Origin of the sequence: Cloacibacterium normanense (assembly GCF_003860565.1) — a bacterium.
GTDB classification, from domain to species: Bacteria; Bacteroidota; Bacteroidia; order Flavobacteriales; family Weeksellaceae; genus Cloacibacterium; species Cloacibacterium normanense.
The window spans coordinates 1,029,969-1,045,099 of the sequence record NZ_CP034157.1 but is presented as its reverse complement, the minus strand read 5'-3'; the positions used below and the strand labels follow the sequence as shown (position 1 = coordinate 1,045,099).

The 15,131-nt window shown below is 33.2% G+C and carries 10 protein-coding genes, 1 pseudogene and 1 riboswitch; of the genes and pseudogenes, 1 reads left to right on the top strand and 10 read right to left on the bottom strand.

Annotated features, from left to right (window positions below):
* Window positions 1-59: 59 nt before the first annotated feature.
* From mnmE to EB819_RS04725, 10 genes and pseudogenes are all read right to left on the bottom strand, one after another.
* Complete coding sequence (gene mnmE / locus EB819_RS04770) at window positions 60-1,445, bottom strand: tRNA uridine-5-carboxymethylaminomethyl(34) synthesis GTPase MnmE (protein WP_069798926.1); 1,386 nt, start codon at window positions 1,443-1,445, stop codon at window positions 60-62.
* Between the two features lie 150 nt (window positions 1,446-1,595).
* Window positions 1,596-2,504: a L,D-transpeptidase gene (locus EB819_RS04765; RefSeq protein ID WP_124878667.1), complete on the bottom strand. Its 909-nt coding sequence runs from the start codon at window positions 2,502-2,504 to the stop codon at window positions 1,596-1,598.
* 178 nt (window positions 2,505-2,682) lie between these two features.
* Entirely contained in the window at window positions 2,683-4,428 is a 1,746-nt protein-coding gene (locus EB819_RS04760) for a DUF262 domain-containing protein (protein WP_069798925.1), read from the bottom strand.
* Window positions 4,429-4,976: 548 nt separating this feature from the next.
* A pseudogene (locus EB819_RS12835) lies at window positions 4,977-5,771 on the bottom strand (DNA-methyltransferase); the annotation flags it as partial.
* On the bottom strand, window positions 5,772-8,060 hold the full coding sequence (locus EB819_RS04750) for a DGQHR domain-containing protein (RefSeq protein WP_069798923.1): 2,289 nt from the start codon (window positions 8,058-8,060) through the stop codon (window positions 5,772-5,774). It abuts the pseudogene before it with no gap.
* Window positions 8,061-8,064: 4 nt separating this feature from the next.
* Window positions 8,065-8,964, bottom strand: a complete 900-nt coding sequence (locus tag EB819_RS04745) for a type II restriction endonuclease (RefSeq protein WP_069798920.1) — start codon at window positions 8,962-8,964, stop codon at window positions 8,065-8,067.
* On the bottom strand, window positions 8,933-9,850 hold the full coding sequence (locus EB819_RS04740) for a DNA adenine methylase (RefSeq protein ID WP_069798918.1): 918 nt from the start codon (window positions 9,848-9,850) through the stop codon (window positions 8,933-8,935). The genes EB819_RS04745 and EB819_RS04740 overlap by 32 nt, the downstream gene beginning before the upstream one ends.
* A gap of 101 nt (window positions 9,851-9,951) precedes the next feature.
* Window positions 9,952-10,593, bottom strand: a complete 642-nt coding sequence (locus EB819_RS04735; RefSeq protein ID WP_069798916.1) for a DUF6266 family protein — start codon at window positions 10,591-10,593, stop codon at window positions 9,952-9,954.
* 779 nt (window positions 10,594-11,372) lie between these two features.
* The gene (locus tag EB819_RS13005) at window positions 11,373-11,516 is read right to left on the bottom strand and encodes a helix-turn-helix domain-containing protein (protein ID WP_394337972.1); all 144 of its coding nucleotides are present in this window, start codon (window positions 11,514-11,516) and stop codon (window positions 11,373-11,375) included.
* A gap of 850 nt (window positions 11,517-12,366) precedes the next feature.
* Window positions 12,367-13,686 (bottom strand): Na+/H+ antiporter NhaC family protein, encoded by a 1,320-nt coding sequence (locus EB819_RS04725; RefSeq protein WP_069798912.1) that lies wholly within the window; start codon window positions 13,684-13,686, stop codon window positions 12,367-12,369.
* 36 nt (window positions 13,687-13,722) lie between these two features.
* Window positions 13,723-13,819, bottom strand: a riboswitch (SAM-I-IV-variant riboswitch).
* A 768-nt stretch (window positions 13,820-14,587) separates the two neighbouring features.
* Here EB819_RS04725 and EB819_RS04720 point away from each other — a divergent pair.
* Window positions 14,588-15,130, top strand: a complete 543-nt coding sequence (locus tag EB819_RS04720) for a helix-turn-helix domain-containing protein (RefSeq protein WP_083250170.1) — start codon at window positions 14,588-14,590, stop codon at window positions 15,128-15,130.
* Window position 15,131 lies beyond the last annotated feature (1 nt).

Here is a 15,131-nt window from a genome sequence, read left to right as displayed (position 1 = left end):
AAAACAAGCAAATTTTCACTCTATCCCTTCATAACCTCATCACCTCATACCTATATAACCTACTTCCCGATACAGAACTTAGAAAAAATATTCCCCAATACTTCATCGTTGGTAAATTCACCTGAGATTTCGCCCAGATGTTCCAGAGCATTTCTAAGCTCATAGGCTAATAATTCAGTAGAAATTTGATGGGTAATGGCTTCTTTTACCTTATAAACAGCGTCAATAGATTTTTGAAGAGATTCGTAGTGTCTTTGGTTGGTAATCACTACGTTGCTTTCAGATTTTAGATGTTCTACATAGGTAGAAAGTTCATCTTTTAAATCCTGAAGATGAATATTTTCCTTAGCCGAAATTTGTAACAACTCATGCGAAGGAATATCAGATTGAAGGGTTTTGGCAATCGCTTTTGCTTTTTGATCAGCCTCGTCTACTTCATCAATTTTGGTAAGACAAATGATGATTTTCAAATCTTCTCTTGCCAATTCCTGTAGCATCGCAAGGTCGTCTTTTAAATCGGTAGTCGCAACATCAATCAAATACACCAAAACATCAGCTTTAGCCACTTTTTCTTTGGCTTTCACCACGCCTATCGCTTCTATGGCATCTTCCGTTTCACGCAAACCTGCGGTATCAATGAGTCGAAAAGCATTTCCTTTAATATGCAACACTTCTTCTATCGTATCACGCGTAGTTCCAGCAATATCAGAAACGATGGCTCTTTCTTCTTTTAAAAGGGCATTCAGTAAAGTAGATTTCCCTGCATTAGGTTTTCCGATGATGGCTACTGCAACTCCACTTTTAATGGCATTTCCGTATTGGAAACTGTCAATCAAAGATTTCAGTTTGCTTTCTATTTTTTGAAGCAGTTGTACCAATGCAGTTCTATCTGCAAATTCTACATCTTCTTCCGCAAAATCTAATTCTAATTCAATGAGTGAAACAAAATTGAGCAAGTCATTTCTCAACACAGAAATCTCCTGAGAAATGCCACCTTTCAGTTGTTGAAGGGCCACTTTTCTGGAAGCTTCATTCTCCGAAGCAATAAGGTCTGCAATGGATTCGGCTTGACTGAGGTCTATTCTACCGTTCATAAATGCACGCATGGTAAACTCACCTGCTTTTGCCATTCTTGCACCATTTTTAATCAAGACTTCTAAAATTCTTTTGCCAATATGTGGAGAACCATGGAAAGAAATTTCCACAGAATTTTCGGTAGTGAAAGATTTGGGAGCCAGAAAGATAGAAACCATTACTTCATCGATGACTTCATCTCCATCTTTAATGAAACCATAATGTACCGTATGAGATTTCTGTTGGGTAAGTGCTTTCCCGTCAAAGCATTTTTCACAGATTTCTATGGCTTGTTCTCCAGAAACTCTAATAATTCCTATCGCTCCAATTCCATTGGCAGTGGCGAGTGCACAAATAGTGTCTTGATTCATACTGCAAAGGTAGTAAAACTTAAAATGCTTTCAAAAAAAGCCAAGAAAGCTTCTGTTGATGTATAAAAATGACGGATTAAATCTTAATATAAATTTTCTTCTGATGCTACATGAAATGCTTTTAATGCTTAACATTGAAAAAGCAAATGACTATGGAACGTGTTCTAGATATTGTCTTTTAATGTTTTGTTGTTTCAGAATTTCTGGTAAGAACGGTTGAATCTCATGGTTGATTTCAGCCTCGGTATAATCATTGGCATGAGGAGATTTGATGAGCTGTAACCAAGGTTTTTTATTGAATACCGGCGGTCCAAAAATAATCACAGGTGTACCTTTAGCCAAGACTACTGTCCCTTTTTTGTTCAGAATCCATTGTTCTGCCCAAGTGTACATAAAGTAGGCATCTTCTTCCAACAAACGAACACAAGAGTGTGAAGCATGATGCCCCGGCAAATCATACTGATGCCAACCGATGCCCAAATAATTATACAAATTAAAGTTCCATCTCAGTTTCCAATCAGAATTCACGGTACTGATGGCGACTTCCTTCTTCCAATTGGTAAAGGTGAGTCCCATTTTGGTAGGCGTTGCTTTTTTGCCCATACTGGTAGGTCCCCACTTGATGAGACTCCCTTTTTCATACAAGGCATAGGCATGAATGGAATAACTGAACATCGCTAATTTCTGAATGTTTCTAGCCGCAGAAACGTTTTTAGGAAAAGGACTGTACACTGTAAAATCTTTTTCCAAAACGTCTGGAACCACTAAGGTATCGGCTCTCCATTTGTTTTTATAATCCAATCGATTGATGGCTAAAATTGCATGCAGTTCTTCTTGAGAATACATTTTCTCTAAAGTTTTAAAGTCTTTATTTTTATTTTTAACCACAAAAGCATGATACTTTATTTCTTTTTTCACCACCGTATCTTTTTGGACGGTATCTGCTTTCTGTTGCTGCTGAATCGTATCATAATGCACTTCCTCTTCTCCAGCGCTTTTATTGCACTGAACCAACAAGAACACACCGATAAGACAAATAAAGCTTATAAAACAGTTCATGCCATTAAGATTAAAGACCAATATAATTTTTATTTTATTGATACCCTAAATTTACAAAAGAAATGCCAGATTATCAATATTTTGTGGATGAAATATAACGAATGAAAAAGCACGGAGTGTAATTCCGTGCTTTTAATATATTAGTTAAAGTTAATGACTTTGTGTCGAGATACGATTGCTAATATTCTTTTATTAATTTTTTTTCTTTTAGAAATTCAATAAATTCACTGACTATTTTTTCGCTTCTGCTAATTATGTCTTGTTCTGTAAAGTCGGTTTTATTATCTGCGATATTAACCAATTCAGAAATAATTGAACCCGCTTTATGTTGTCCTTTATCCGTTGTAAAACCTTTATAATATTTAATTTTATCACTAAATCTATAATCAGATGCTCTGATATTTATTTTGTCTTCAAGTAAAGATTTATTACCCAGAGCCTCTAGTAGCTTTGTATTACTTAATGACTTGTCATTTTCTTGACGTTTTCTTGCAAAAATATGCTCTATATCAAAATTCGTATTGAGAAAAGGAATTTCTTGCTGGTCATCTTTGAATGCCCACCACGTAAGCATCGATCTAGTAATTGGTCTACCATTTTTAAACTCAAAATTATTCATTGCTGTACGTAAAGTATGTTCGTCAAATTTATGTTCATCAAAATTGACAGTTTTATCTGTTACGATATTTACCATCTCAGCATAAATAGGAGTTCTCAATGCATTAACACCAGGATTAGTAAATGCAAATGCCCAAACAAAAGCAATTGTTTTGTTTAGGAATTCGTCTAATTTATTTTCTTCCAGTTGATTGTTTTCATTTTTATTTTGTAGAAAATATACCGACAAAAAATAGGTCCACATACCATTTGGTGCAGAATTAAGAATGAATAGTTTTCTGAGAATCTTAGTTGAAAATCTTTCTTGATTTTGATTGTAAACATCATGCCAAAAATCAACTAGAATTTTGAGATTTGATAATGTATCATCTTGTTTGAGAATTGAGTATTTACCTTTTTCGTAAAACTTACGTAATGCTTCTGTTGTGCTTGATTTTATTCCTTGTTTCGCACGAATAAAATACATATATCTTGTGAAAAGTTCGTCCATTGGAGTGCCGTTTAATGGCTTGAAAATTCTACCTGTAATTTCTTCAAGTTCTTTCCATTGTTCAATGAATTTGTCTTTTTGATTTTTTGTTGAGTAATGCTTGTAAAATTGTGCTTTAAAAATGTCAGCATCTGATAATGGTAGACCTCTATCATTTAATGTTGAAAAAATTCTCAAAGCAGTGTCTTGAGATTCTGCTTCAATCGGCAAAAGAATGCAATTGCCTAAAATCCTTGCTGGTAAATATGCAAAATATGAAGGATATTCACTTAAAAAATTATCTATTTTCTCTTGAAAAAAACGATAGTTCTTAGCATAGTTGCTTTTTTGGTCTTTGTTTACAATACCCGTTTTAAGTATTTCCAAAAACTCGTCTTTGTCATTATCAGTTGCTACCTCGGAATCAATTTTTAGTATGTTTAGATTAGGTTGTCCAAATTCATTTGTTTTCCATAAGCATTGTGCAATTCTTTCACGAGTACTTTTAGAGTTCTCATCTTGCATATTTCCAAATTTTGCATAGAAAGCTCGTAATAGCAGCATTAGAGTAGTTAAACGTTGCTGCCCATCAATTACTTCTTTTTTATTGTTATCATTTTCAAAAGTCACAATTGAACCCAAGAAGTATTCTTCATTACTATCAAATTTATCACTGTTATTGTCTGGAAAAGCAAAAGAAAAAATGTCATCCCAAAGAGTTTGACATTGTCCTTCTTCCCATGCGTAAGGTCTTTGATAATCAGGAATTAGAAAATCAGATTTTTTATCTGAGAAAAGTAGCATTATTGTTTTTTGATCAACATTAAGTTTCGACATATTGATATATAGTTTTAGTTATTATTTTAATGATTACTCAATTTCAGAGATTTTTTATGTACAGGAAATTACTTGTATACAAAAACTTCATCTAATAAAATAGGTTTATAGTCTGCTGACTTTATTTGATTTTCTTTGCAATATTGTTTAATAAGTTTTTTAAGATCAATATCTAAATTAACGTTATTATTTTCTACAAACTGTTCTTTTAATTGCACCTCAAAGTAATATTCCGTTTTTGAGTTTTCTTTACCTTCTATTTTAGATTTATGCTTAATTTTTATACTTTCAATTTCTGCACAATAACTTGTAAGATAAAAAGGTTTAGTTCTTCCTCCTGAATAGATGATGAGCTTTTTAGCATTATTTATTTCGTAAGGGAAATCTATAAAATGACCTTGTTTATCTGTTGCGTGAAAATAAAAAGTGTTTGTCTTTTTCAGTTTACCTAAATCTTTGCTTCTTACATATCCTAAAGCCACTTTTTCTTTTGGTTGAGGCTCTGCTGATAAATATTCTTTTAATTGGTTTTTAGTCTCAAATCCGCTTATCTTTTTTCTGTAATTTTCTGCAACTTGTGAATCTAGAATTTCCAATTTTCTATTTTTACTGATTTCTAGGAACTCTTTTTCTAAATCTATTCCTAAATATCTTCTATTGGCTAAATTGGCAGCAATGCCTGTTGTAGAACTACCAGCAAATGGATCTAAAATCCAAGCACCTGGTTTTGTTGAAGCCAATATAATACGAGTTAAGACAGACAAAGGTTTTTGAGTGGGATGTTTTCCACAACTTTTTTCCCAACGAGCAATTGCAGGAAGTTTCCAAACATCTTTCATTTGTTTGTCTCCATTCAATTGTTTCATCAGTTCATAATTGTAATAATGTGGGATTTTCTCACTTTTTCTTGCCCAAATAATAAGCTCTGCTGAATGTGTAAAATATCTGCAAGAAAAATTAGGTGGTGGATTGTTTTTCTCCCAAGTAATTACATTTAATATCTTAAATCCTAATTCTTGCAAAATCTGTCCCACCGAAAAAATATTGTGATAAGTACCACTAATCCAAATAGTACCATCATCCTTTAATTTTTCACGAATCAGTTGCAACCAAGTTCTATTAAAATTATTAATATAATCAAAACCGTGAGATTTATCCCAATTGCCTTTATTAACAGAAACCACTTTTCCACTTTGTATAGATAAACCATTGTTGGAAAGAAAGTAAGGCGGATCTGCAAAAACCATATCAAATTGATGTTCAAATTGTGATAATAGCTTCATTGTATCTCCGTGAAGAAGATAGAACATTTTATCATCTGATTTGAAATAAGGTTTAAGCATTTATTTTTGAAACTTATTTTTTAATTCTTTTTTTATAAGCCAATCATTAAGTTCTTCAAGAAATGAAAGTTCTTCTTCTTTCACATAGTAAGAATGTACATTTTGATTTCTTAAATGCTCAAGTTTAACCATCCATTTGGTTTTCTCCTCTTTACCACCACTTATTTTTTCCTCTCCAGGTTTTGTATATTCTTTTTCAAAAATTGTTTGCCAATTTTTTAAAGCAATTTCACGGTATGCTATTATAGTTAAGCAGTCCCAATGCTCTACTTCTTCCTCATCATCTTCAAGACTTCTGTTTTTTGTCAAGGCATCTACGATTGCTTTATCTGCAATTTTTGGTGGCACTCCCTTTTCAAACCATTTTTTACCAAAATGTTCTTCAAGTTTTAACCGAAAATCTTTTTTAAAATGGGTTTCAATTTCTCTAATTATTGAAAAAGCTTTGTCATTGTATTCTCTTTCTTGTTTTTTTAAATATTCATCTAAGCCCTCAGGGTTAAAATTTTGATGAGTCTCTCTTATTTTTTCTTGAAAAACTCTCCAGAATTTTGTTTGACCACCTGCACCATATGCTTTTTTTAAAGATTCATATTCTTCAAAGTCAATAGTTTTGATATAATTAATAATTGGGTCAATATATGTTAGGATTTCACTAACCACCGTATTTATATTATTTGCTTTAATTTCTATTATATCTTTTTGTTTTAAATGATATAATACATCACTAAGAATTAAAATTATTCCATAAATTCCATTATTACTGACTATTAAAGATTTATCACTTTTCCAATCCTCTTCAATATTACTTGCTAAATAATCTAATGACTTTATAAAGAAATTTTTTAACCAATCAAAAGTAAAATCTAAATTACCATTATATACTAATCCAAGTTCTTCAATTTTATTTTTAGAAACTTTTCCAATAAATTTACTTCGCTTGAGAGCTAATTTGATATTTTGTATTGTTAATTCTGCTTTATCTTGACCGATATTAATTTTTCCATATAAAGGAGAATTTCTGCTTTCGCCTAAAGTTATAGCAATTCTAGATGTTAAGGCATCAATTTGTTCATCATATCTCTCTGAAGTCCATAATAAGTCAGCTTTTAACGTTTCTTTTAAGTCTTTTGATACCGCTTTTTGATTCTCATTTATTTGCATAAACAATTTAACTTGTTCTTCTCTACTTAAATTTACAAATGCTACAACTGGTATCGTATTAGTATCTTTATAACTTGTGTTTGAATATCCATAAAGTCTATGCTGCCCATCAATTATATACGCAGACTTATATTTTTTTGGAAGATGCAATATTCCGACATCAGAAATTGTACTTTTAACTTGAGTATCTGCGCGATCAAATTGACAATTTTTTGCATCAACACTTATAACTATTGAGTTTGGAAAATAACCATTATTATTTTCAATAAAATCTTCAACTGATTTTAATCTTGATTTTTTTATTAATCTTTGATAGGTTGGCATCATATTAACATTTGCCCTATTTCTATGAAGTACATACCCTATTTTCAAAAGTTTTTCAGGTTCTATTGAAAAAGAATAATAAGTATGCCCTCCCATTTTCCCTCTGACAGCAGGAACCTTATTTTCCATTTGAGGAATATCTTGACCATCAAATATATTTCCTAAAAATTGATATCTACTTGCCTGTCCAATCTGAGAATATAATTCAAAAAAATATTCTATATTTTCATCATTTAAATGGAGTCCTCCAATATTTTTCAATCTCTCTAAATCTTCATCAGATATAGATAAATTTCTAGTTGCAAGAATGAATTTAAATTTCAATTTTTCATTTGGAAATAAATGTTGTAAAGATTTTCTTAGTCCGTCCATTATCCCTTGGTAACTCTCCAAATCTTTTTTAAAATCTCCTCTAGTATTAGTTTCAGAAGATTTACATTCAATAATTAGTATGGTTTCATCATCCTTAGCAAAAACATCAATTTGTTTTGTTAAGGATATTTCACTTTTGTCATAGGGTAAATTAAATTTTCTATCTCTGTTTAAAAATCGATAACCCATAAGTGCAAAAAGTGACCACACTTCATCTTCAAAAGCAACATCAAAAGATTTAGGTTTCTTGACTTTTATAGAATTTTTGAATTCTTTTTCAATTATCCACCCATCTTTTAGGTAGGCTTCTTGAAAATGAGGTTTTATAGTCTCAAAAAAATACTCATTCCTTTTTTCCTTTAATAATTTTTGTGCTTCTTCATGATTAACAAGTTTACCAAGAAGTGAAATTCGAATATCTGCGGTCATATTATTAATTCTTAATAATGTTTAAAAAATATTTCTTCAACATCTCTAGATTCAATAAATAATCAGTCTTATCAAAATATTCTCTTAAAGGTTTCAGCGTACTTTTCCAACCTGCACCATCAGTTATCCAGATAAATTCTATTCCTTGCTCTGTCCAGAATTTATTCATTTCTACATATTCTGTTGCGGTAGATTTCAGTTTAGAACCGCCACCTCCATAAAAATTACATTCTATAAAATAAAGTTTCCCGTTTTTGTTAATTGCAAAATCTATAATTCTAGAAGATTTATCTACCTTCACATCAATGTTCCAGTCACGTTTTATTTTACTTGCTGTGGCTTGTGCCATATAACCAATATTCAGTTCATTACAAGTTTCTGCCACAAAATCCTCCACCAAACTTTCCATGAGCGTACCACCTCTATTCTTTCTACCATTACTATCTAGACCTACTTCTACACCAGTAGCGTAATCTACTAGATTTTTAATTTTTTTATCTCTTAACAGTTCTCCAATACCAGATTTCATCAGAAACTCTACTGCTTCTTCGCAATCTTCATCAGTGAGAAGACTATTGGTAAAAGAAAATCTTTTATAAATAAAATTTTTGGTTTCTATAAGAATGTCAATAGAATTTTCTCTAATGGCAATAAGCGTAGGAAAAGCTCTAAGAACCTGAGGATATTCTTTGATAAGCGCAAAAGCTTCTTCCTCTATATTTTCTTTTCCTATAAGTACATTAAGAAGATTAAGCTCTTTTTCAATAGGGGTAATATTTCTAAAAACTTTGTTCCAGTCTACAAAATAATCCCATTGCGTAATTTTTTCTTTAAAGGTAGATGTTATGAGTTTAAAAAGTTCATCATCACTCTCAAGATTCAACAAGGTTGTGAGTTTGTTCATGTTTATAATTAGTTATTAGTAGTTCATTTAATGCTCCTCTTTTTGCGGAGTTGGCATTTATAATTCTTTTTGCTTTAACTCTTTCAATTTTAAATTTTGCATAAAGTTCATCAAAGAAGTTATCTTCAGGATTTTTCCCTTTAACATCTGAGTTGCTCAACATCCATTTATGCCCTTTTTGTTCTAGTTTAGTACAAAAATCTCTTAATCGTATTTGTTCAGCATCATTAAATTCATCTTTTGCATAAGAATTAAAACTAGAAGTATTACTCAATGGTTTATAAGGAGGATCAAAATAAAAAAAACTATTTTTAGCAGCATAATCTAGAGTTTGCTCATAATCTCCACTTAAAATTTCCACTTTTTGCAACGCTTCACTTACTGCCAAAATATTGTCACTATCACAAATTGTCGGTTTTTTATAACTTCCTATTGGCACATTGAATTCGTTATTTCTATTAACTCTATACAATCCATTAAAACAAGTTCTATTTAAAAAAATAAACAATGCAGCTTGATAAATGTTATTTTCATTTCTAGCATTATAAATTATTCTTTTATCATAAAAATATTCTTTCTTCTTTTCTTCGTCATTCAAAAAAGAATGATATTCATTTTGAAAAATTTCTAAGACAGAAATTAATTCTTTAGGGTTAGAAGCTATTGTTTTATAGGTGTTAATCAAGTCTTCATTAATATCATTAATAATAGCTTTTTCCATTTTTGGAAAGTTATTAATCATCCAAAATAAAACTGCACCACTTCCAACAAATGGTTCTATATAAGTAAATTTTTTATTGTTAATACTTTTTGGAAGACCATCTTTTATTTGTTCTATCAACTGCGTCTTTCCTCCTGCCCATTTTAAAAAAGGTTTTGCTATCATCGTTTAATTTCCGTCTACTTAATTTTCATCAAATATAAACAAAACTTCATTTTATTCAAGAATATAACAAATAAAAAATCCACCCTTTCGAGTGGATTCTCTTACCCTAAGGTTACTAAGCCCAGATAGACACTGTTGCAGGCTTGTGTTTCGGCTTCGTTAGCGATAAAAGCGTAGACTTGCGCTTCCATACCTTGATAGGAGCTGTGGAGCGTAATGCTGGCTTCTGCATCACTGCGGAACGCCACACCTTCAAAAATCTCAAATGCAGAGACCGCCTCAAAATAACATACCACACTTACTTTGTCGGTGGCTAAAGCGTTGCCTTGTAATCCATTATCTTCCCAAGTGAGATTTATCACGCCACCTGTTGCAGCTTGTGCTTCCACATTTTGAAAACCTGTAAGGTCTCCTCTAGTGATGAGCACTTTATTATAGATTACTGCGGGTAAACCATCTACTATTTCTATTGCATTGTTAATGAAATAAGAAGCAGCTAAGTTTACCTTAGATTTTGCTCCCGCATCTGTTCCAAAAAACCGATTTTGGATATTGCGCAAAGGGTGCAAAAACGTGATAGTAGTTTTAAACTTCAGTTGTTGCAAAATTTGCTTATCCGTCTTCGGTCTCGAAGAAGATTTTGGGGTACTGCGGATAATGTCTTTACCGCGCCAATTGGCTCCAACTACGGGCCCTACTTTTCCGGAAAATCCACCAAGGATTCCTTTTTTAATTTCTGCCATGGCATTTATATTTATTTGTTATACAGGTCAAAAGTAGAAACAAATTTTTAAAACATTGATATTCTTATAGTTACATGTCTTTATTTGACTATTTTTGACCTTTTTTGTCTATAAAAGTCTGCCAATGACTCAGAATATCCCAATTCGTCTCTGTTTGTCTTTTTTTGTCCAGAAATGTCCACTTTTGACCACCTAAGTTTTACATTCCTTCGAGTGTTCTTCGAGAATCCTCCCATACTCCTTCGGAAAAAAGGTACTTTTTCCGAAGAAGACCAAAAGAAGAGTAAAAGAAAACTGCCTTCTGCTTTCGACTATGCAAAAGCATCGGTTCTGGTAGCAGTTAAGTCATCGATTATATTTCTAAGTCGTTGATTGAGCCTGTCGAAAGCATCGAAGGTGAAAAATTTTCATGTTGGATTTAAAAATAATTTAGATTCCTACGGAATGACAAGTGGAGTGGAAAAAATCATTTTCTTATACCATGAATTTTGCCTTCTGCCTTCGACAAGCTCAGGCATCGGTTCAGAAATCTTTGGCTCATTGAGCCAGTCTAAGTGAAATATTGTGGCTTCGACAGGCTCAGCCACCATCGACAGGCTCAGCCACCAAAGACAGTTTTAGGCATCAGTTCAAGAATCAGTTGAGTGACTGAGAGTAAAAAAATTTACTGGGAAAGATAATAATGAGTGAATCACCAGTTCCTGCAAATAAGTAATAGAAATATTAAAGCAAAAATGCTTTTTTGCAGATATAGAAAAACTGATGATGTAAATGAGCGACTAATCTTGGCAGCTTTGGTCTGCAAGATTTTTAAAATACTGTACAGGATAAAAGTATTTCTTCCCTATTCTAACAAAGGGAATACTTTTATTGCTTCTCATGCGCTGCAAAGTTTTGTCGCTAAAATTAAAAAGCCTTTTCATGTCCGCATTATCATAAAATAACGGCTCGCTTAAGCTTTTGGTGTGTCTTTTTTGGTCGGACATAACAATATAAAAACGATTTAATGTTAATTTGATAAGGCATAATTATTAGTTTTTTAATTAATTAATAGTACAATAATAGGTAATATGAAAAAAACTTGCAAACAACATCGATAAAAGTTATCAACAAGTAAGGGTGTGAAAAAAATTATAATAAAGTTTTATATCTATTGCATTAAAATCCGTGCACTCTATAGAACATCTCCGATGTTCCTTTGAGAACTCAAAAACGCTATCATTTCAACAACTCTCTGCGAACTTTGTGATATTAAAACTTTTAACCTAGGAACATAGACGTTGAAAAATTACCTATTTTAATTGATGTCCTAGGAAACCGCAAGCGTAAAAAAAATGAATAACCTTTTCGTTAAAAAAGTCTGCTGTTTAAGCTCGGCATTCTGCCGAGTGAGTTTCAGAGTTTTTAGAAAAGGTTATTTATTTTTAGCTGAGGATTTCCAGACTTGAACTTTTGGTTCTTTTGTTTCAAGACAAAAGAACATTAAATCTGAAAAGCAGAGTTTATTTGTTGATGCTGTGGCTTCGACAAGCTCAGCCACCAATTATTCCATTACACGGTGCCTGAGCGTAGTCGAAGGCACATTATTTCTATTGCATTAAAATCCGTGCACTCTCTAGAACATCTCTGATGTTCCTTTGGGAGCTCAAAAACGGCATTATTTCACAAAATCTCCGTGAACTTTGTGTTATAGAAACTCCAAAACCAAATAGAAAAATTCCACCCACGGTGCCTGAGCGTAGTCGAAGGCAGGGTCGGGGAAAAGAATTTTTCTCAACAAATACCTGAGCCTATCGAAGGCACCTTATTCCTTGACTTTCCCAAAAACATAGAACCCAATACCATCACCAATAAAAGCCCTAAATAATAAGAATGCGAGAGCATATCCACATAATTGATTTTATTTTTACTGTATCCGATAATCAATAAAACCTGAGCGCCATAAGGAAGTAACCCTTGAACGATACACGCAAAAATATCAATCACAGAAGCCATCTTTCGGGCAGGAACTTCAAAACGTTCAGAAATAGGTCTCAACACTTTCCCAGAGATTAAAATCGACACCGTATTATTGGCAATACAGAGATTTACCAAACCTGTAATCAAACCTGCTCCCAATTGTGCAGATTTGGCTGAGCTAATCTTAGCTTCTATTTTATTCAATAAATATTGAATCCCCCCTGCTTTTTCTACTAAGGCAGCCAAACCACCTGTAAGCAAAGACAATAGGAAAATTTCGGTCATAGACGTGAAGCCTTCATAACTGGCTTTGGCAAAACTCAACCACGTAAGGTTGCCTTGCCACAAACCAATGGCTCCCGCTAAAAATATCCCAATCACCAAAACAAGAAATACATCTAACCCTAAAAAGGCTAAAACCAAAACCACCAAATAGGGGAAAATAAGTTCCCAAGAAATTGGAGTTGGAGTGTAAGTAATAGGCGCCACAGGATTGCTGAAACCTATAAAAAGTAAGATCACCACCGTCAATACTACTGCAGGGGCAGCCAAATAAAAATTGGTTCTGAACTTATCTTTCATGCTGCTGCCCAACGTTTGAGCTGCTGCAATGGTAGTATCAGAAATCACCGAAAGATTGTCGCCAAACATGGCACCACCCAAAAGACTTGCCCCAATCAGGTTAAGGTCTGCTCCACTTTTTTGAGCCAACTGTATCGCGATAGGCCCTAATGCGACAATAGCGCCAACCGAGGTTCCAGAAGACAAGGAAAGAAATGAGGCCAAAAGGAAAATCCCTAGAGCATAATAATCTGCAGAGATATAGGTTAAACCGATATTCACCACCGCATCTACACTCCCCGAAACTTGTGCTACGGTAGAAAAAGCCCCTGCCAAAAGATAAATAATACACATGGTGAGTACACTGGATTCTCCACAACCGTGTAAGAAAGTTTTGATTTTTTCTTGATGAGGCAACCTAGACATGGCAAAGGCGGCAATAATACCGATACTCACGGCAATAGGCGATGGCAAGGCATAAAAATCTTGCAAAACGATTCCGGCACCTAAAAATGTACCTACGAAAATTAAAAAAGGAAGTAAACTGAGAAAATTTGCTTTTGTATGGTTCATAAAATTTAAAAATTTAACACAGGAACTTTACAAAAGATAGACAACATTTTTTCCAAAAAGTTTGGCTTATCGCTTTAGCACCTTGCTTGTTGTTGCAGGTTGCTACCTCCCGTAGAGGTTCCTGATAATAGGCGGCAAAAGTAATCATTATCTCCCAACGAACCAAATACAATCTATCAATCGCCCTCATAGACCATCAACACAGCCTTTTAACTCCTTGATTTCTAAAAATTAAAGAATAAAAATACTTCTTCCATTTCCTTTTTCAATACCCCAACATTTACTTTACCTCTCCTCTTTCTCTAAAAATATCTCAAAAATTAGAAAATAGAATTCATCTACTTTATGCCTTCGACTATATTCTGGCACAACATTTTTTATTGCACGTTGCCCTCGACAGGCTCAGGCAAAGTTTATCTTTGAATCTGTGGCTTCGTGAACTTCGTTCGCAGACCTTCAGTCTGTGCTCAGCCACCAACTTTATTTTCTAAACATTTTTTGCATTAAAAATCCGTGTGCTTTCTAGAACATCTATGATGTTCCTTTGGGAACTCAAAAACGCCATCATTTTACAAAATCTCCGTGGACTTTGTGATATAAAAACAAACACAAAAAATCCACACACAGTGGCTTCGTGAACTTCGTTCTCAGACTTTCAGTCTGTGCTCAGCCACCAACTTTATTTTCTAAACATTTTTTGCATTAAAAATCCGTGTGCTTTCTAGAACATCTCTGATGTTCCTTTGGGAGCTCAATAACGCTATCATTTCACAAAATCTCCGTGAACTTTGTGTTATAAAAAATTTTTATAAAACAATCGCTTTACCTCATAACCTCATCACTTCATCACTACATCACCTATTGTCTTGTCCTGAAATAGCTATACACAAAAATAGAGTATATGCAATCAAAAGAAGAGAGATTTTTAGCTCGCGAGAGTAAACAGAGTCATTACGACAAACGATTAAAAAAACAAATTGTTCAAGAGGTAGAATCAGGATTACCGAGAAAGGAGGCGATTCGGCTCTATAATTTAGGCCAATCCACCTTAGATAGTTGGATGCGAGATTTTGGTTCGCCTAACTACCTAGAAAATTTGAAACGTCGAACGTACACAGGACTAGAAAAACGTACAATAGTTACAGCGATAGAACAAGGTCTATTAACGATACAAGAAGCCAAGATAGCCTATAACATAAAGACAGACAAAGTAATTCGTAATTGGATAACACAGTACAAATCAGAAAAAGTCGAACTTTGTATTGGAAATAGTTCTATAATGGGAAATAAAACCACACCTAGGAAAGAACCAGAAAAAGAGTCTTTGGAGAAAGCATTAAAAGAAGCGGAGCTTAAAATTAAAGCCCTCAATACGCTTATTGATGTAGCCGAAGAACAGCTCAAAATAGATATTAGAAAAAAGTCTGGTGCCAAGCAGTCATAAC